The sequence below is a fragment of the Sphingobacteriaceae bacterium genome (genome assembly GCA_002319075.1).
Classification (GTDB): Bacteria; Bacteroidota; Bacteroidia; order B-17B0; family Aurantibacillaceae; genus Aurantibacillus.
In genome coordinates this window covers 5,484,146-5,503,118 of the sequence record NVQB01000001.1, presented here as the reverse complement: position 1 = coordinate 5,503,118, position 18,973 = coordinate 5,484,146, and the positions used below count along the sequence as shown (strand labels likewise).

Below are 18,973 nucleotides of genomic sequence, written 5' to 3'. Positions count from 1 at the left end.
CAAATTTAGGTAATTTAAGCCTTTGAAATAGGATTTTATTTTGGAACAATTGGTAAATAGACTTAAAACGGCACTCTCTGAAACACTACCCGGCATAGACGCGCAATACATGATGGCTCCGCTCAACCGCCAGCGTATGAACCAGGAACAACTTAAAACACAAAATTACAGGCCAAGTGCGGTGATGATCGTATTCTGCGAGAATGCAAACGGCGACTTGTATATTCCCCTAACTGAACGCATGACTTACAATGGTGCGCATAGCGGACAAGTAAGTTTACCGGGTGGAAAGTTTGAACCCGAAGATTTAGATCTTATGAATACGGCTATTCGCGAGTGTTTTGAAGAAATTGGAGTGAAAGAGATAGATGTTATCGGGAAACTAACACCTTTACATGTTCCGGTAAGTTCTTTTTTGATTCACCCTTATGTGGGCATTTGTAAAATCAAAGATCCGGTTATGGTAAACCAGGAAAGGGAAGTGAAAAGACTTATCAAATTAGCAGTTACAGATCTGCTGGAAGACAGCATAGTAAAAGAGGGAAGCATGCAGGTAATGGAAAGTCTGTCAATTAAGACACCCTGGTTTGAGGTAGAAGAACTGAAAGTTTGGGGAGCAACCGCAATGATCTTAAGCGAATTAAAACAAATTTTAAAACTTATTTCTTAAACTCAGTAAGTGCATTGTCGTAGCATAAGTAGTATTCACCTTTGCTGAGGTTATCTATTTTAACCTGTTTGCCATAGCCTTTTTTCACAACTACACCATAAGCATCGTAAACTTCATAAGCTGTTTCTGCTGTGAAATCGATGCTTGAATTGTTTTTAGGTATAGCAAAAGAGGGTTTGTTAATGGCTGAGGTTACAGTAACCTCTTTCGACATTTTGGTTAGAGCATTTAAGCCTTTTTGTTTGATGCGGTATTTGTTTTCGCCACTATGCATAGCTACCTGGAAAGAATAATCGTGCGCTTCAGGAGTGCCTGCGCCATCAACTTCTCCAACCGGAACCCATTTATTCCATTTAAATTGTTCGATAGTGTAGGGTAGGGCACCCATCTCATTTTTAGCTGACCATTTTAAAAGCCCTGTAGGTGTAATGCTCATCATTATCACTTCAAAAGTTGGCTTTGGCTTAAGGTCTTCCATGTTTAAAACCTTAGGTGTGCAGCCATCGTTGTGAACGATTTCAATGGTAACATTTTCTCCGTATTTTAAGTGCAAAGCTTTTAGATCGATTTCAAACGCACTGGAGTTAATTTCATCCGTGGTTATATTTCCGTTTACTTTGATCTCTGTGGTGCAGAAACCCACACCGCCAGCCCCAAAGCCATTGTGCACATAAACGTTTTTGTTTTGATATTTACCTTCAATAACAAGTGTGGCAGCACTGGCCATAAAGCCGGTTGTTAACGCACCTACGAGTAGCAAAAATCTTTTCATAATTTTAGTTTTTCAAAAGCAAAAGCCGGAATGTGGGCCGGAAAATACAGAAGCAAATATACGACAAAATGCCAAAAACAACCTACGAAGGCTTGTTTTTCAGAGAAATTTCCGAATTTTAACAATTATGAATTGTAAGATAAGGAAGAGAAGCAGGGCAATGATAACCTTATAAGCCTTGCTAAAATGGATTTTGTTCAACTTTTTCTCCTTATTGTAGCTCCAGATGAGCATAATAACGAAAGCCAGAATAAACAAAGACACAAAAACAATTCTCCCGGTGGTAAACATGGCTGCAAATATAGGGGATAATTTTTGAGGTCATTGCCATTTAAAAAGTAAAAAGGCTTCAATTTTATCAAAAAAAATAGCAAACTTCACCATCTGTTTTTGAGACGAAAACGAAATATCTATATTTTTTTAAGTTTTATTCTTTTTGGGAATCATTTCGCAAATGCCTCCAAACTGGAAAAAGGATTTGAAGCGCTGCGTATCTTCGACTATTTCCAGGCGAAAAAGATTCTGAGCGAGATGCATTTAAAAAAGCCTGATCCCTATGCCTCGTATGGCCTGGCCTTAATTTTCAGCCGCAACGACAATCCCTTTTCAAATATTGATAGCGCAGGAAAATACATTACTTTAAGCTTTCATCTTTTTTTGGCAAAACCAACTCCGCAAACATTGTCGGGTTATGTAATTGATAAAAGTACCATTCTGAGTCTTTCCGATTCCATTTCTCGAAAAATGTTTCGTTTGGTCAAACAGCTTAACACAGTAAATGCTTACAATTTTTATCTGCAGAATTTTTACCTGGCTGGTTCAAATTTGCGTGAGGCTGTACTTCGTTCGCGTGATGAATTGGATTTTTCACTGACCCTGGAGTATAATAAAAGTGATAGTACAAAACAGTTTATGGTGTTGCATCCGGAAAGCAGTTTGTTCAAGGATGCTTCTTCTCTGTTGGAAAAACAGCTTTACAATGAGCAAACCAAAGAAGCAACCGCAGAGGCCTATATCGCTTTCCTGGCAAATTATCCAAAAAGTACTTTCGTGAAAACTGCGCATGAAAAATTGTTTACGATCTACCGTCAGCAAAAAGACATAACGGGACTCGCCTTTTTTGTGAAGACTTATCCTGAGTCTTATCAGGCTTTGGAAGCATGGAAATTGTTATTCTCTTTAAGTGTTAAAGAATTTTCTTTTGATGAACTTAAAAATTTTGTGAGAGTGTATCCTGACTTTCCTCTCAAGACTTCTATTTTAAATGAACTCGAACTAAATAAATTAATCCTGTATCCTTATCAAAAAGGCGATTTTTCAGGGTTTATTGATGAAAAAGGACAATACGTCATTAAGCCGGTGTATGATTCGGCCAGCGATTTTTATGAAGGTCTTTCAGTTGTTTCTAAAAATGATTCTGTGTATTTTATAAATAAGAAAAACATAAATCCTTTTGGCAAAATATATTCTGATGCCTCCGTTTTTAAGAATGGCATTGCTCCTGTAAAGCAAAATACGAAATGGTGTTTTATTAATCGCCAGGGCCAGACTATTTCCAAAGTTTATGAAGAGATAAATGAATTATCAGACGGCGTGTATGTAGTGAAGTTCGGCGATAAGTATGGCGCGCTCGATCAGTTTGGACAAAGCATTCTCGAACCAAAATATGATAAACTGGGCGACTTCAAAAATGAGTATGCTTATTACGTAGACAAAGGGGCTTATGGTTTTATTTCAAAAGCCGGCACCCGTCACAAAGCAGAGTTTGAGTGGATCTCCGATTTTAATACATCACAAATTGCAATCATTAAACAAAATAATAAATACGGACTCATTACTGTAACCGGAAAAAAGATTCTGGAGCCGGAATATGATCAGATTATAAAAACCAATTCTTCTGTTTTTATTGTTGTGCAAAATAACCTCTATGGCTTCTTTAGTTCTGAAGGCTGTTTTTTAACCGGATTGGCTTACGACTACATGAAGGAAAAAATGCCCGACTATTATACCAATGGCGAACTATTTAAACTGCAACGCAAAGGCGAGCAATCTTTTGTAGATGCAAATGGTAAAACCTATATACCATTTGGAGCTTACCAGGAAATTAACTTCCCCGAAAACGATCTTATGAGGGTGAAGCAAAAAAATAAATACGGTTACCTGGACAAAAAACTGGCGCTTGCAATTCCCTACAAATATTCGCAGGCAAACGATTTTTCAGATAGTCTTGCGCTTGCAAAAGTTAAAGAGTACAATGCTATTATAACTGTTTATGGGAGTGAAGTTTTTTCAACCGGCGCCGAAATTGTAAAGATCTCACGCCATTATTACAGTGTGAACGACGACTCCCGTTCTGTAATTAACAATAAGGGTGAGCTTGTATTTACCGAAGTGGATAATGTGCAGAAAATTAACAACAAGCTGCTGATAGTTACTTTAAATAACGGAGAAATAAAATTGATATACGATTAAACATTATTACCTTTAAGCCTTTAAAAATCAATCTATGAGCAAAGTACATAATTTTAGCGCGGGTCCTGGAATATTACCGGAAGAAGTGTTGAAACAAGCAGCTGAAGCCTGCATTAATTTTGATAATCTGAATCTATCACTGCTTGAAATTTCTCACCGCAGTAAAAACTATGAGAAGGTCATTCTTGAAGCAAGAAATACCGTTAAAGAACTCTTTGAAGTAGGGGATGATTACGAAGTACTTTATTTAGGCGGAGGTGCAAGCTTACAATTTGCTATGATTCCATATAACCTTTTGAGAACAGATGGTACTGCGGCTTACGTAAATACTGGTGTTTGGGCAAGCAAAGCTATCAAGGAAGCGAAAATTATCGGTAATACAAATGTGATTGCTTCTTCAGAAGATAAAAAATTTACTTATGTTCCTAAAGGATATGAGATTCCGAAAGATGCAGATTACCTGCACATTACAAGCAACAATACCATTTACGGAACACAGATGAAAGAATTTCCAAACTCGCCGATTCCTTTGGTGTGTGACATGAGTTCTGATATTTTCAGCCGTAAAGTAGATGCTAAAAAATTCGATCTGATCTATGCGGGTGCTCAAAAAAATATGGGTCCTGCGGGAAGCACCATGGTGATGGTAAAAAAATCGGCGCTTGGAAAAACAGGCAGAAAAATGTTATCTATGCTCGATTACCAGGTACACATTAAAGGAGATTCCATGTACAACACGCCTCCTGTATTTCCTATTTATGTTACTTTATTGACTTTACAATGGTTAAAAAAGAACGGGGGAATTGCCTGGATAGAAAAAGTAAATCAGCAAAAGGCCGATGCTATTTATAATGAAATTGATCGCAACTCTTTATTCTATGGAACTACTGCGGTAGAAGACCGTAGTAATATGAACGTTTGTTTCCTCATGAATAAACCGGAGTTAGAAGCAGAATTCGATAAATTCTGGAAAGACGCAAATATTAGTGGTATTCGCGGACACAGAGATGTTGGCGGTTACAGAGCTTCTCTTTACAATGCACTTCCTTTAGAAAGTGTGAATGTTTTAGTAGATGTAATGAAAGAATTTGAGAAAAAATTCGCTTAACAAATAGCAGACTTTTTAAGAAGCCACACCTTAAAGTGTGGCTTTTTTAGTTTATTGGCAGATGAGGAGCCCTGTCCTTATTCGATTTCATAATCGTTTTGTATCTTTACTTTATCGCTTTAATTTTATTGCTTCGCATTCATGATACTATCCCGACTAAGAACTTTTAGTTTTCTTTCCGCACTTCTACTTTTAAGCGCACCATTTGCAGCGCAAGACAACGACCAGGACGAGGATACAAAACCTATACGTAAAAAAAGCAGGTTTTTAACGGGCGTTTATGTGGCTTCCTATTTTGCAAACAAATCTACCGCCGGCATTTATAATGGTTATGGCTTTGATTACTATGGGGTGAGAAACAGTTTTGCAAACAGTCTCATGTATCAAAAAATAATAAATGAATATGGTTACGGCTATGGGCTTCACGACCAGGTAGCCGATGCAATAGGGGTTGACCAGGGAGCCTGGCAGTTTACAGAAAGTGATATGCCAACCAACATGCGTTACACTCCCGCCGTCATAGTGGGTGCTAACTTTAAAATTCCGGTTGACCAGAAAAATTTTATTATAGTAAATGTAAATGGTACTAAAATAAACCTGGAAGGCAATTTTACAATAACCAAAACCAGGCCTTCTAACCCCGATCCCAGCGTTAACTCAAATATTGTAGTTTGTGGTATTCAGGGACGGGAGCAACGTTTGCAATTCGAATTAGGCTATCAGCATCTTGCAGGCTCTGATGAAAAGTTTAACATGTTGCTTGAGTTTGGACTGGTTGGAACGTTAGCAAAGTCTGACCGAAATATGATCTTCATAAATAATTTACAGATTGATCTTAACAGCTACTGGAACCAGGCACTTTATCCAAATTCAGTTGGTATGCCAAGAAGACTGCTTGGCTTTGGTGTTGGTGGTTACGCGGGCATTGGAGCTAACATTGATGTGAGTCCTAAATTTAATGTGCAGCTACTTTATAAACCTTCTCTCGAAAAAATAAACATGGGCGATACCCGCAAATTAAAATTGCAAAATGCGCTTGGTTTAAGAGTTTATTATAAGTTCTAAATTAAGAACGGCGGCTGTAAAATCTGTGTCCTATGCTTACTTGGTAAACTACATTTTTATAGCGTAACTCAGAGGAAGTTCCATTAGGATTGTTTTGTTGAATGTCCCAACCAATTCTACCGCTCACTAAAAAGTGTTTTAAAGTAAGGTCTGCACCAACGGCAAAACCTAAAGTGTTTTTTCTTGGATCTTCTTTATCAAACGCTATTTCGCGCTCAACACTGGTTGAACCATTCTTGAAAGTGTTTTTTTGTTTTAAAAGGTACGATAGTTGCGGACCGGCGAATAAACTTAAAAACTCACTAGGCTTGAATGCAAAGAGCAGCGGGATGTCGAGGTAGGTACTGGTGCGCGTCACATTATAATAACTTCCAAGAATATTTCCAGAAGACTGAAATCCTTTTTGTGAGAGCATTATTTCGGGTTGTATGCCAAAGAGTTTGCCAATTGGAATGGCTAAAAAGCCTCCACCTGCAAAACCTAATTTTGGATTCGCATCAAAAGATTGACCGCGTGAATCGTATACATTGGAGTAATTTACCCCGGCTTTAAGTCCTAAAACGAGTCTGCCTCTAACGTCAGTGGCAGTTTGCGAATACATAGTTAAGGACGTTAATGCTATTGCACAGCTTAAAATTATTTTTCTCATAGAATTTTTGGTTGGAATACCTATGTGATAATTCCATAATCATACCGCACCCAGATACCCTGCTATTGCTGGGAATAGTGGATGGTGTTGTGTATAAATTTGCCGAAAGTGAGAACCGGGATACTGGTGGCTAGCTCATAGTTGCGATTGTAAATCCCACTAAAGCAACAATCATTATCAACCATAAAAATCTTCCGATGCGAATATAGTGTAATCGCAACTCTGTGTTTTTTAATTTATACATGTAAACTAAAAGCAGAAGGTCGGTGAAAATGAAGGTACTTCTTAAATAAGAATAGTTCACCATGAAGAATAACGACACTAGCAGAATGAGGTATAAAAAAGCATAAACAACCCTCTTCGCCTTTTTCGCTCCGATAAGTAGCGGCAAAGTTTTGCAACCATCTGCTTTATCTCCTTCCATATCTGAAATGTCGAGGCTTAATTCTCTTGGAATGATAATAAGACAGGGGTATAGCGCATAAAGATAAATCAGGCGAATCAGTTTGTTACTATGTAGCAGTTCTATGCAGTCTTTCGCGAAAAATAAAATAACGAGTGGAATAAATGCTGTTAAAACGGCCATCAGGATGTTTCCAAACAGGGGAGTTCGTTTTAACCATTGATTGTATACTGCGGAGAGGCCGTAAACACCTATACATATAAGTGTCCACTCGCTAAACATATATGTGCTTATATACCAACTCACCAGGATAATAAGGAGAGTAAGGAAACCAAAGATCCACTTTGCTTCTTTTAAGGAAATAGTATTTTCTACCGTATGTGTCTTTGGTTTATTGACCTTGTCAATTTTTCTATCCCGGATGTCGTTGTGAACACAGCCCGTTGCTATTAGTAGTTGCACCGCAAAACAAAGAATGCTAAAATTGAGGAGTGACAGGTCACAGCTTTGTCCGGTAATAGAGATGAAGTGCTTTATAACCAGGTATAATCCTACAAATGGAATGAGAGCTACAAGTTCATGAAACCACCTGACTAGTTTAAAAAATCCTTTTATTTTTTCAAGAATCATTTGCCCTAAGTTTTTACAAGTAAATAAAGCGTTGAGAAGAGTGTTTGGGTGAAGCTGCGTTTTATTTTTTTCAGATCACCCAGCAGGATCCAGTGAGCTTTTCCTTTGTGTACATTGGAGCCTTTTACGTCAAGCCCTAAACGCAAATATTTCGACAGCAGTTTTTCCTGCGGTTGTTTTCTTGCCATGAGAATAAACTTGCAGCAGTTATTTCTCCTGATAATCTCTTTGTAAAATAACAGAAAAATATAATTACGGTACCTGCGATAGATTTTACTGCTTGTGTTTCCTGAAAGACGGTCTGAAAGAAATAACTCATTCTCGTTATACAAATAAGGATTTAGAGCTAATGTTCCGTTTTCATCACCTTGCAAACATTTCAAAATAGCCTCTTTCTCAAAATAATAGCGGGCCGTAAGCAAAGGTGTATTTGTTTTTTTATCGTAAACTATTACCAGGTAATAGTCTGACTGCATATCAGAATCATCAAAAAAATCCGGTCCGGTTTTAATAGAAGTTTTTTTGTAGGCAACAGCTCTTAGATTTTTCTCCAGGTTTATAAGGTTTTTAGTTTCTAAAGTAGCGGGCACGCCTGTTCGTTCACTGCCTTTAGTACCGGGTTTTTGCAGCCGAATGGTTTTAGCTTTTATAAAAAATGGTATTTTTTTTCTGATCAGAAAAAAAATACCCAGTACAACAAAAGCAAAGATAAAAATGAGCAAGGTCATTAATCGAACAGATAAGGTTTAGCTGAAAGAAGTCTGTTTTCTTTGTCTGTTAACACCAGTATAGGTTCAAAAGTATCGCATTCTCCTTCATTTAAAAGAGCGTAGGCCAGAACGTGAATCTGATCGCCTTTAGAGAAATGGTGAGAGGCGGCGCCATTTAAAGTAACCTGACCCGGAGTTTTACTTTTCACGGCATAAGTGGTTATGCGGTTACCGTTAGTTTTATTGTTTACATGAACCATCTCAAATGGTTTAATACCAGATGCTTTTAAAATTTCTTCCGGTAGAGAAATACTTCCGGGATAATGAATGGAACTTTCGGAAACGGTTAGCTCTTTAATTTTGGTCTTTAGCATTTGGATCATCATTGGGTTGCTTTTAGGTTGACAAAACTAATCATCTCACACTCATTATATTATTGAAATAAGCCGGTAAATTTTTTAAATCTGCATTAATCATTAATTGAACGCAGACCGTGCAGGTTAAACCCTCTTTTATTTTAAAAATCAATAATTCAATTCTTTAATACTGCATTTTCTGCAAAAAAAAAGGGTTATGGTAAACCATAACCCTTTCAAAATGATCGAAAAAATAATCCTTTAAATTTTCTCTAAGGCTTTAATTATGTCTTTATCGGTTAATTTATCAGGCATACTTGTACCGCCCGCAACATACCCACCTCCAAGTTCTTTGTAGAATAGATAATCTCCGGTGTCAAGATCTATGATGTTCAGAAAACGCCCTGGTATTGCCACATACCCTGTAAAGATAGCGTAACCCTTAGTTTTACCATCCGCTATTCTTTTAGCTATTTCTGCAAGACTTAAAAACTCATGTTTCGGAAGTTTTTTAAAAGCATTTTTTGTGATGCCGTTCTGAAGGTATTCTGTAGGAATAAGGATAGTGGTGGTTTTTATTTTTTGAGTATATCCTTCAAATTTTAGAAAATCCCCGTATTCTTTAGTGATAATTACTTCTTCGTACTGGCGAAGCTGAGCGCATAGATTCATAACTGCGATCGTACCTCTTAATTGCCATTCTGCTTTATCTATATCTATTCCGATACAGCCTGTTTTTTCGGTGGTCAGGTTATCAAAATGACATTCGCAGCTAATATATTTTGGCCCGGTAAATACAAGTTTAAGAAACTGATATTTTCCAGCCCAGCCTTTCCCCTGGTAGACATTTGTTGCAAGGAAAGGTTTGCTTTTATCTACTTCTTTCGCGTCTACATATTCTACTGGACATATTTTCCAATATTTTTCCAGCGCAGTTTTAATAGCCTCGTCATAATCTTCCCCGATTTCTCCCACAACAACCTGCAATGTGGATTCTTTTATAATTTCAATTCCTTTTTTGCTTCCCGGTACAATTCTTTCCTGTGAAAAGCTTGTGATTCCAATAAGCAGCAACAGGCCGATGGCCATGATTTTAATACGCATATAAGTTTGATTTTGAATAGTTGAAGCTAATGTACACGTTTAATCGGTATACAGGTGATGCGGGCAAAAATTAAGTCGTGGAAAAAACTTCTCCCGTTACTTTCAAGAACAGAATGGCTACCGAAGCAGCTTTCATTTATTCACTATCTTCGTTCTTAATGCCTTTAAAAATGGCGAAGATGGCCATGGCGTGGCCTTTACCGAGGTCAAAGTCGGCGGCTAACCAATCAACAATTTGACCTGCTTTGGTTTCAGGTTTTAATTTCCCTGCTTTGGTAAATCCTTTCTTATCAGCGAGAGCTTTAAAGTCTTTTGGTGTTTTACCTGTTTTTTCTTTGATAGTTTTTAAATAACCCTGAAATGACATACTCTAATAATGAATGATGAATGAATAAGACGAGATAAGATTTAGCACCTTGCCATTTTTTTCTTTTTGCCCAGACTTCCTTTAGCTTTTACTTTAGCAATATATTCCAAAGCATCTGGCACTTTGCACGATGTATCACCAACGTCTACATAAACCTCTCCGATTTTTTTTGCAGCTGCTAGTGCGTCTTCCGTTAGAGCGGGAACCCATGATCCAACCGCGATTATAAATCCATTCATTTTTGAACGCACCCTGTTTTCTGATTTATGAATTTCTTTTTGAACTCTTTGGAGGAGTGTTTTAAAAACTTTTAGATCCAAGTCGGGATCAGGGGTAATAGATACTACGCTGCTTAGTGTTGCCCAACCTGCAGAGGCGGTATCCGGATTTTTATCCTCAATCCATTTCAAACCAAGCTCCATACCAAATTTAGTTTCGGCGCTGAGCCAGGGTATAGTATATTCAATGATGTTAGATGATGTTGCCTGTTTTATCCAGGTCTCCAAATCTTTCTTTGTCATTTTGGTTTCGTCGGCGATGAGACCCGCAAGGTACATGGCATCTGCGTTGCCGGTAGCATAGAGGTCTAAAGCTAACTGATACTCTTTTTTGATTTTTTTCTGAATTACTTTCATGTCTCCAACTTTTACGCCGAAGAAAGGCTCTTTCATGCCATGTTTTAAAAGTACTTTTTTAGTACCTGGATTTCCTTTTGATTCGAGGAAACTCATGATCTCTTTAACAGTCATAATCCTTCTTTACTAAATAATTGAGTGAATTTAAAAAAAAGCAGGAATTAAATGAAGGAGAATGAGTGCTTCCTCATAATGTGCAGGCTAAAACTCTTCCTCAATCAATTCTTTATTTATCATAACCCCGGCCAGTGTTCCCATTGCTACTGAGTTAGCCAGAGAACGCATTGGCGAAGCAGCATCTCCGCAAGCCAAAATTCCCGGCACACTGGTTTTCTGAAAGGGATCTATTTTGATGTAGCCTTCTGCCAGCTCGCAACCCAAATTTTGAGGAATTTCAGACTGTTGCACAAATGGCAATCTTGCATACATGGCTTTTATAGTTTCTTTCGAACCATCTTTAAAATAAACGGTTTGAAGGTAACCGTCTTTGTGTTCTACTTTTTCTATTTCGGTTTCTATAATTTCTATTTTATTTTTCTTAACTTTTTCTGTTTGCTCCGCTGTTAGTGTGCAGGGGCCATTGGTAAAAAGTTTCAGATCTTTTGTCCAGTTGCTGATCAGTTTCGAAAATTCAAAACCAAAGTCTCCATTTCCTAAAATGGCTGTTTTTTCATTTCTTACTTCATAGCCATGGCAATAAGGACAATGTAAAACAGAAATACCCCAGCACTCTGCCAGGCCCGCAATATCTGGCATTAGGTCTTTTATGCCTGTAGCAAAAATCAACTTTTTAGCGCTAAAAATTTCACCCGACTCCAGCGAAATTTCAAACCCTTTTGCTGTTTTTTTTCCGCTGGTGGCAAGACCATTTTGAAATTTAACGGTTTTGTAGTTCTTAACCTGCGCTTTGGCTGTTTCCGAAATTTCTTTTGGTGTTTTTCCATCCTGCGTTATAAAATTATGAGAATGGGGCGTCTGCCTGTTACAGGGTTTTCCGCTATCTATGATAAGTACATTTCTTAGCGCTCTGCCAAGTGCCATTCCTGCTGAAAGTCCTGAATAGCTTCCTCCCAGGATAATTACATCGACTACTTTTTCATTTGCCATAAAATCAAAATTTTGGTTTATTACTTGGCAAAGTTAGGAATAAGTTCTATTATTGCAACTCAATTGCATTAATGAAAAAATGAAAAGACGAAATACAGCGTCCAAACAGTCGGTTTTAGACATTCTTCGCGCTTCAAAAAAAGCCTTAAGCCAGGAAAACATTGAACAGGAAGTGAAAGGCACAATGGACCGTGTAACTGTTTACAGGGCTTTGAATAGTTTTTGCGAAGACGGTCTTGTGCATAAGGTTTTATCGGATGATGGAAAATTTTATTTTGCCATATGCGTAAAATGCGAAGAAAAAAAACACACGCATAACCATTTTCATTTTCGCTGCGTTAAATGTCAGACGGTAGAATGTTTGAAGGAGGAAGTAAATTTTAGAATTCCAAGGGGTTATAAAGTGCAGGATGTTAATTGTATGCTCACCGGATATTGCAGGGATTGCGCTTGATTTTTGTAAAAAAAAAACATTGGAAAGATGAATAGATATCACCCCTCCAATGCTCTCCTAACTAACACACAAAAAGAGTTATTCCGAAAACTTTTTTATTTCTTCAAAAGCCAGGGCCTGACTTTCCGCTACAACCGGTTCAATAGTGTTTTCGTTTCCATTTTGAAGCCGGGTGTAGTCTTCTATTCTGAAAAAAGCTACCTGGTTTTTATCTGTCATTGTCCACATTAAATTTTTTGCGGAAGGATTAAGTCTTACAGGTTGTCCTTTTGCAAAACGGAAAACTGTGTTTTTACCTTTTTCAACTAAAAAAATGGTGTTGTATGAAAATCTCTTCTCAGCTTCTTCCGCCGTTCTCTGATCTCTTTTAAAAGAAAAGGCATACTGAACGAGGGGGGCGAGCGGGAAATCGCAATTATGAATGCCTAATCGCGCGATGGAAAAGTCTCTTAAAGCCACGGCAGTCACAATTTTTTCTGAAGCGCTTAATAATTGTTTGCTGTTATAAGTGGAAAGATTTTTATTCACTTTGTTTAAAGCTTGTTGTTTTTCAAACTCTGCCTGATCTCTTTGCTCATTCGCTTTGTTGTTTTTCTCTTCGAATTTGGCCAGTGCAGCTGCATAATCTTTCTTGTCAAACACTGGTTTTGCCGTAACGGAGATGGTTGTATCTGCTTTTTTTAATTTTACAAGGTACTCTCCGTCATTATCGCTGCTGTAAAGCGAAATTTTATTCCAGTTGATTTTATAGTATGAAGGTTTAAAACTTTTATCAGTTACTTCGAACAGCACATGTTCGTAAGCAGAGAGTTCCGGGAATTCGCTGTTGTCATAAGCAATTTTAAAAGAGAACTTTTCAGGATCTGCAAGTGCCGGCGCAGGCTCTGCATTGCCTGCAAACTGACGTGTGGTGGTTTGTTGTCTTTTTGTACCGGTTGCATTTGGCAGAGTTTGTCCTTGCTTTATTTTTTCTACTTTATCTTTTCCTTTGTAGAGCCAGTTTTTTTGGATGGTATCCAATTCATACAGGTTAAAACGTTCGTCTGCTGTTAAGGAGGCCATTTTAATTTTAATAGGACTTTGCTCATTCAGTTGTAAACTTTTTCCATTTTCAAAGGCCAGTATTTCGAGCATGCCTGCCGATTCGAGCGTGTTATGTATTCCCGCAGAATCGTAGCCCATTGGAATGCCGGAAAGAAAGATGGCCAAAGGGTCATGAAATTCGCGATACCTTATATCAACACTGTCAGTCACGGGTTTTCCCTCGTTTAAGAAGGCATTCGCAGGAATAGTGATCGCACTGCCTGTTGAATGGTTAATGACACCGCCTTCTTTTGCACTTATGCGATAAGTAGTGAAGGGCGTTTCCATTCCCGGAAAGGGTGGCTCAATGAAGGATTTGACCTCGTCGGTTGGTTGACTTTCTGTTTTGGAAAGCGCTGGATGTTTTTTGTTCGCATTCGTAAGTACAAGACCAGTTACTCCTGCCACGGCCAAAACAGCTGCAGTCCAAAGCATGATCTTTTTCATCAGCAATTTTTTTATCACCGAATAGTCTTTATGAAGTCGTTCAAAATTCTGGTGCTTAGCAATCTGCTCCGAACTTGGGAAAGTTCTGTCCGTCAGAATTTTTCTTTTGCCTGCGTTATCTTTCATTTTTCAAAAGTTTTTTAAGTTTGTCCAATACTCTGTAAGTGCGAACTTTCGCGTTGTTTTCTGTAATCTCTAAAATTTCGCCGATCTCTTTGAAGTGGCGCTTTTCAAAAAACCTTAATTCTATTAATTCCATTTCACTTTCATCCAAATGACCTAAGGCTAAATAAAGTTTGCTGTGGTCCTCTTTGTCTTCCGTGCCCATCTCAGCAATCATTTCTCCCACACCTTTCTTTTCGATGCTTACTACGAGGTCGATTTTTTTGTCGCGGTACATATCATATATTTCGTTGCGTGCAATACGAAACAACCACGATGAAAAGGGAAATCCCATATCCTTGTATTTGCTAAGGTTAGTGAGGGCTTTTAAAAAGACCTGAGAAGTCACGTCTGCAGCCGTGTCTTCAGATTCAACTCTTTTTAAAATGAACAGAAAGATCTGCTCATAGTATTTTTTATAAAGACCAGCGAACCTGGAAGAGTTTTTTTTAGCTGCTGCTATAAGAACTTGTTCCTGCTCAATCTGCTCTTTGTTCTGGTGATATGGGCTTATAATTTCATTCATATCAAAGGCATTTAAGGGTGCGTTTTAAGTGATAACTGAAAAGGGGGACAAAAAGATACAGTTTTCTAAAATTACTTTAAACTACTTTGTAAAAGATCGCCAATAGTGTCTAAATTCTTGTCAAAAACCTGGGTTTTAAAGAGCAGGGTTTCACTGGATTCGAAGTTTTGTTTGTCTATTTCTTCCGTATCTACCGCGCCCCAGTCGCCATTTCGCATCTGTATTATTATTTTGTAACCTGCAAATTGCTGCAAGCTGAGGGTATTTGGCAGAAGTCCGAGTGTACCGGCGTTCATGTAATAAAGTTTGTTTTTTGAGTCAAGCACGATAATGTTTGCAACGGCCAGTTTACCTGCTCCGTTGGCATTCATAAAATCAACCTCCACTGATTTTGTTCTGTAAAAAGCGGTATTGCTTCGCGTTGCTACCGTTGAAGGGTTTGTAGGTTCTGCAAATGCGGCATAACTTTTAAGTGCCAGAGATCTTAAAATAAAGGGTGTACTTAGCGAACTGCCATTGATGGCTTCTTCTTCGTTGGCTACAATGTTGTCGTAATACTCAAGCCAGTCTTCCTGCGACATTAATTTTTCTTCATCACTCATTCTTAGCTGCAGTTCTTTCCAGGCGTATTCCTTTACCTTATTATAGTTGCGATCATAAGTAGCCTTTTCACGCGCTTGCTGTTTTTTAAAATTCTGACTCCGTCTTTGAAGAAAGCGTTGATACAGGAGATATTTTTTAGTATAAGTTTGTGTGTTTTTATAAGGATCCATATAAGCAAAAACGGGACAAGCTGTGAATTCAGAAAATCCAGTATCGCTTTTAAGTTGAATGGTGAATTGGCTGTTGTTTTTATCAATGATCACACGAATGTCGTTCCATCCAATAGGAAATTTTCTTTTTACACGAGGAAAAAAGTAAGCGCTGCTTGGTCGCCTTCTTATTTTTAAATAAGTTTTTTTAAATTGTTTTTTTGTCAAGGGGCCTTTGTAAACCCAATACATGCCCGAGAATGCACGTAGTTCCTGAAAAACTCCTTCGAAAGGAAAGTAAAACCAAATCTCTTTTCTTTTTCCTTTTCCCTCACCACGGTTACGTAGTGTACGAAAATGAAAGGGTGGCTCGTCCATAACCCCTGCACGCATGATCCGGGAAGTACCTGCATACCTGAGATCTTTGTAACGTTCTTCAAAAGTGAGTGTATCAAAAGTGTATACTATGGGCTGAAAAAGCACAGGATAAAGAGCATAAGCACCCGATAAAAGTCTGGCTTCTTTTTTTACGCGGAGTTCACCTGTCCGTTGTGGACTAACGGTTTGCTCTTTAACAGCTGCTGGTTCTTTTGGTTCCTCTTCGTTAAGTGGAAAATAGATTTGAGCGGTAGGAAACATTTTTTTTATGCGCTCAAGGTCTTCACCCGATATTTCTTTATCCAGGGCCAGGTATTGGATAGTATTGTCTTTTAAATTTTCAAGATCTTTTGCCGGATCAACTAACAAGTTACCCTGGATACTTAGTTTATTAATTGCTTTTAAAGAAGAAAGTTCTTTGGGGAGTTCCGTCAGGTTGTTATTACTAACATCGAGTACCTGCAAGGCTTTTAACTGATCGATGTTTTTTGGAAGTTCTGAAATGTAATTTACCGGAATAGACAAGGTGGTGAGGCCCTTAACTTTGGTGAGTTGATCTACCAGTACCGAATAATCCAGCTGGTTGCTTCCGGAGATCGTGAGTTTTTTGAGCGAAGTCAATTGTGAGATGGTGGGTGGCGTCTTCTTTATATCATTATCAAGGAGTTTGAGTTCAGTTAGCGGAAGGCTTTTTAGTTTGAAGCATAAGTCCGAATAGTCCAGGCTTGTGTTTCCCTCAATGGTAATTGATTGCAGGTTGCGAAGTGTGCTGATAGTTTCGGGCATTTTTTTAAGTTCGTTTTCTCTGAACGTAACTTTGTTCAGATTTTTTAAAACAGAGACTCTGTAAAATAATTTTTTTAGCGTGTTTTCATCGGCTTCTCCATCAAGTGTAAGAGACTCCAAATAGCGAAAGGTGTGAATTTTTTTAAGAACCAATTCCACTTCTTCAGGATTGCTTAAATCGAGGTTAAGTGTTTTAATTTTTGGATTGGCTGTGTAAATGGTTTCTGTGGTGCTGAGTTCCGACAAGGAGTCGACCTGACCCAATAGGGGAAAATAACAAAAGATAATAAAACCAATTACTAGTAAATTTAATCTCATTCTTTATTTAGCCAGCCAGGCATTTATTTTGATAACTGAATTTTTTTTGAAAAGATACAAAGTTCAGGCACATTAAAAAAATGCATTTAGGAACTTTGCCAGAATCTTTTTTCCTGCTTTGTGCGATGGTTATAAAGCTTAAAGCGACCCGCGTTCAACCCTAGAGAGGGCTGTAACTGCTAGTATGCCAAATTACAATCCCGATTTTTTTTGCTTTTTAAAAATTTCAGGTCGATACCACAAAAATAGTTAGGATTCTTCGGACAGATCCATATCATCTAAAATCTCATCTTCTTTATCGTTGGGAGATTCAGCATTCGCATGGAAAAATGCTTTCATAAAAGGGGATCTGTAAATTAAAAGAGTAAGGATCGTTAAACCTATATAAACGAACAGTGCGATCATAAGCATGTTGGGAAATGCCAGGCCAAAAGCATTGCCAAAGACCAGGGAGTTGGTGTAAAAATGAAATAAGCCGCTCAGGCAGAGTAGAGGCAGGGCGTAAAAAAATACTTTTCTTGCTTTTTCGTTTCTGCCTGACATTAAAAAGCATAAAATAAAAACACCTACGGTACATAAAAGTTTTAGTACAAAAAGTGCAAACTGCAAAGATCCGGTCAGCATCCCAACGCTCATCGTATAGCCCGATACTACCGTTTTTAGATTCACCACTACCCAGAGGAGATGATAAATGGAGGTAGCGTTAAAAAATACAAGAACGCTTAAGATAAGGGTTTGGTAAATTTTTGCACGTTCATGTAGGTCTCTGTCTTTTCTAAAGTCTTTCCGTAGTTTTATAATCAGGAGTAAAAGAGCAATAAGACTTATAACGGTTGTCCTGGTGGTCATGCAAGGTTAGCTAGTATTTTCTGATGATTACTACACCCGTTATAACGAGCAGAATTCCTAAAAGTTTCATGTAGTTAACCGGATGTTGCTGTGCCACTAAAATATTGAAGTGTTCCAGTACCATGGAAATGAGCATTTGTCCAGCCACAATGAGACCGAAGGTTAAACCCGGACCTAAAATTGGAAAAGCAAGAATGATTACGGTTACGTAAAACGCGCCGAGCAAGCCTCCGAGCCAGATATAGCGCGGTGCTTCTTTAATGCCGGTTAAAGAAATGCTTTGCTTTGTAAATAAAATATAAGCGCCAAGGGCAAGTGTGCCTACCACGAAGCTAAAAAATGCAGCATATACAGGGCTTTCTAAAGTTTTTCCCAGCCTCGAATTTAACCCGGCCTGTATGGGTAAAAAAGCTCCTGAAAGAAATGCCAAAGTAATCCAGATAAGTTTATTCATTGAAGTGTTAAAATTAGTCTGCTCAAGGTAAAAATAATTCTTAACACCCCTAAGTATCTTAGAAAGTCTTTAATATAAAAAGACCTCCTGATAAATTCAGAAGGTCTTTAGCCAGTGTCAGCAGATAGCTGCTCGTTGAAACGTTATGTGTATTTTGAAAATGCGGGCACATGCTTTAGTGATTCAACTTCCATTTTTCGGCGAGTTCTGCGTTAAACCCTTCTCCGTCTTTAGGGTTTGGTTCGCCTTTGCCCGTTGTAATCAACTTGTAAAGACTGTTGTTCATATAGCCGGTCCAGGCGTCGTTACAAACTTTGTAACATTCATATGCCGGTACTAAGCCTTTATGGGTAAAAACAATTTTTGTTTTATCTCCTTCTTTTGTGATGTCGAAAATTAATCTGGTGCCAATCCATTCTGTTTTGTCCTTGGTAAAACTGAACTCGTTTTCCATCACTTCGTAAACCAATTTCTTATCAGGAATGCTTTCTACCAGTTTTATTTTACATAAGTGAATGTCTTTGTAGTGATAGAAAAATGTTTGATTTAGCTGATCAGTGGGACCTTCAATTTCTTCTGACCACCAGGCGCGGAAATTTTTTATGGCAGTAAAGGCCTGGGTTGAACTATTATCTACAATTAACGTAGCTGTGTAATCTTCTGTTTTCATAGGTTTATCTTTTTGACTTATTGCGTTTGTTTGGGTATAGCAGGTA

At 38.1% G+C, this 18,973-nt stretch carries 21 protein-coding genes; 5 read left to right on the top strand and 16 right to left on the bottom strand.

What is annotated here, in order from left to right; translation table 11 throughout:
- Positions 1-40 precede the first annotated feature (40 nt).
- Positions 41-670, top strand: coding sequence for a coenzyme A pyrophosphatase (locus CNR22_23795; protein ID PBQ34669.1), 630 nt, complete (start codon positions 41-43; stop codon positions 668-670).
- On the opposite strand, the gene CNR22_23790 is transcribed toward CNR22_23795, so the two are convergent.
- Positions 660-1,442: a hypothetical protein gene (locus tag CNR22_23790; protein PBQ34668.1), complete on the bottom strand. Its 783-nt coding sequence runs from the start codon at positions 1,440-1,442 to the stop codon at positions 660-662. The genes CNR22_23795 and CNR22_23790 overlap by 11 nt on opposite strands.
- A gap of 99 nt (positions 1,443-1,541) precedes the next feature.
- A complete protein-coding gene (locus tag CNR22_23785) occupies positions 1,542-1,733 on the bottom strand; it encodes a hypothetical protein (GenBank protein PBQ34667.1) in 192 nt (63 codons plus the stop codon).
- Between the two features lie 99 nt (positions 1,734-1,832).
- On the opposite strand from CNR22_23785, the gene CNR22_23780 reads away from it, so the two are divergent.
- The 3 genes from CNR22_23780 to CNR22_23770 all read left to right on the top strand — a co-directional run bounded on the left by CNR22_23780 (position 1,833) and on the right by CNR22_23770 (position 6,087).
- On the top strand, positions 1,833-3,914 hold the full coding sequence (locus tag CNR22_23780; GenBank protein ID PBQ34666.1) for a hypothetical protein: 2,082 nt from the start codon (positions 1,833-1,835) through the stop codon (positions 3,912-3,914).
- A gap of 34 nt (positions 3,915-3,948) precedes the next feature.
- The gene (locus CNR22_23775; GenBank protein ID PBQ34665.1) at positions 3,949-5,022 is read left to right on the top strand and encodes a 3-phosphoserine/phosphohydroxythreonine aminotransferase; all 1,074 of its coding nucleotides are present in this window, start codon (positions 3,949-3,951) and stop codon (positions 5,020-5,022) included.
- Positions 5,023-5,163: 141 nt separating this feature from the next.
- Positions 5,164-6,087, top strand: a complete 924-nt coding sequence (locus CNR22_23770; protein PBQ34664.1) for a hypothetical protein — start codon at positions 5,164-5,166, stop codon at positions 6,085-6,087.
- Between the two features lies 1 nt (position 6,088).
- Here CNR22_23770 and CNR22_23765 read toward each other — a convergent pair whose 3' ends face one another.
- From CNR22_23765 to CNR22_23730, 8 genes are all read right to left on the bottom strand, one after another.
- The gene (locus tag CNR22_23765; GenBank protein PBQ34663.1) at positions 6,089-6,736 is read right to left on the bottom strand and encodes a hypothetical protein; all 648 of its coding nucleotides are present in this window, start codon (positions 6,734-6,736) and stop codon (positions 6,089-6,091) included.
- Positions 6,737-6,866: 130 nt separating this feature from the next.
- Positions 6,867-7,769 (bottom strand): hypothetical protein, encoded by a 903-nt coding sequence (locus CNR22_23760; protein PBQ34662.1) that lies wholly within the window; start codon positions 7,767-7,769, stop codon positions 6,867-6,869.
- Between the two features lie 5 nt (positions 7,770-7,774).
- Complete coding sequence (locus CNR22_23755) at positions 7,775-8,497, bottom strand: hypothetical protein (GenBank protein PBQ34661.1); 723 nt, start codon at positions 8,495-8,497, stop codon at positions 7,775-7,777.
- A complete protein-coding gene (locus CNR22_23750) occupies positions 8,497-8,865 on the bottom strand; it encodes an aspartate 1-decarboxylase (GenBank protein ID PBQ34660.1) in 369 nt (122 codons plus the stop codon). Before CNR22_23750 ends, CNR22_23755 begins: the two co-directional genes overlap by 1 nt.
- Before the next feature lie 231 nt (positions 8,866-9,096).
- Positions 9,097-9,939 carry a hypothetical protein gene (locus tag CNR22_23745; GenBank protein PBQ34659.1) on the bottom strand — a complete coding sequence of 281 codons (843 nt, stop codon included), beginning with the start codon at positions 9,937-9,939 and terminating at the stop codon, positions 9,097-9,099.
- Positions 9,940-10,075: 136 nt separating this feature from the next.
- Entirely contained in the window at positions 10,076-10,306 is a 231-nt protein-coding gene (locus CNR22_23740) for a hypothetical protein (protein PBQ34658.1), read from the bottom strand.
- A gap of 41 nt (positions 10,307-10,347) precedes the next feature.
- Complete coding sequence (locus CNR22_23735) at positions 10,348-11,055, bottom strand: DNA alkylation repair protein (GenBank protein ID PBQ34657.1); 708 nt, start codon at positions 11,053-11,055, stop codon at positions 10,348-10,350.
- A gap of 87 nt (positions 11,056-11,142) precedes the next feature.
- Positions 11,143-12,048 carry a pyridine nucleotide-disulfide oxidoreductase gene (locus CNR22_23730; protein ID PBQ34656.1) on the bottom strand — a complete coding sequence of 302 codons (906 nt, stop codon included), beginning with the start codon at positions 12,046-12,048 and terminating at the stop codon, positions 11,143-11,145.
- A 79-nt stretch (positions 12,049-12,127) separates the two neighbouring features.
- On the opposite strand from CNR22_23730, the gene CNR22_23725 reads away from it, so the two are divergent.
- Positions 12,128-12,502, top strand: a complete 375-nt coding sequence (locus CNR22_23725; protein ID PBQ34655.1) for a transcriptional regulator — start codon at positions 12,128-12,130, stop codon at positions 12,500-12,502.
- Positions 12,503-12,580: 78 nt separating this feature from the next.
- Here CNR22_23725 and CNR22_23720 read toward each other — a convergent pair whose 3' ends face one another.
- The 6 genes from CNR22_23720 to CNR22_23695 all read right to left on the bottom strand — a co-directional run bounded on the left by CNR22_23720 (position 12,581) and on the right by CNR22_23695 (position 18,927).
- Positions 12,581-14,158: a hypothetical protein gene (locus CNR22_23720; GenBank protein PBQ34654.1), complete on the bottom strand. Its 1,578-nt coding sequence runs from the start codon at positions 14,156-14,158 to the stop codon at positions 12,581-12,583.
- The gene (locus tag CNR22_23715) at positions 14,148-14,720 is read right to left on the bottom strand and encodes a heat-shock protein (GenBank protein ID PBQ34653.1); all 573 of its coding nucleotides are present in this window, start codon (positions 14,718-14,720) and stop codon (positions 14,148-14,150) included. Before CNR22_23715 ends, CNR22_23720 begins: the two co-directional genes overlap by 11 nt.
- A 71-nt stretch (positions 14,721-14,791) precedes the next feature.
- A complete protein-coding gene (locus CNR22_23710) occupies positions 14,792-16,882 on the bottom strand; it encodes a hypothetical protein (GenBank protein PBQ34652.1) in 2,091 nt (696 codons plus the stop codon).
- Positions 16,883-17,203: 321 nt separating this feature from the next.
- Positions 17,204-17,803 carry a hypothetical protein gene (locus CNR22_23705; GenBank protein ID PBQ34651.1) on the bottom strand — a complete coding sequence of 200 codons (600 nt, stop codon included), beginning with the start codon at positions 17,801-17,803 and terminating at the stop codon, positions 17,204-17,206.
- A 10-nt stretch (positions 17,804-17,813) separates the two neighbouring features.
- Positions 17,814-18,257: a hypothetical protein gene (locus CNR22_23700; GenBank protein ID PBQ34650.1), complete on the bottom strand. Its 444-nt coding sequence runs from the start codon at positions 18,255-18,257 to the stop codon at positions 17,814-17,816.
- Between the two features lie 175 nt (positions 18,258-18,432).
- Complete coding sequence (locus CNR22_23695) at positions 18,433-18,927, bottom strand: ATPase (GenBank protein PBQ34988.1); 495 nt, start codon at positions 18,925-18,927, stop codon at positions 18,433-18,435.
- Positions 18,928-18,973: the final 46 nt, after the last annotated feature.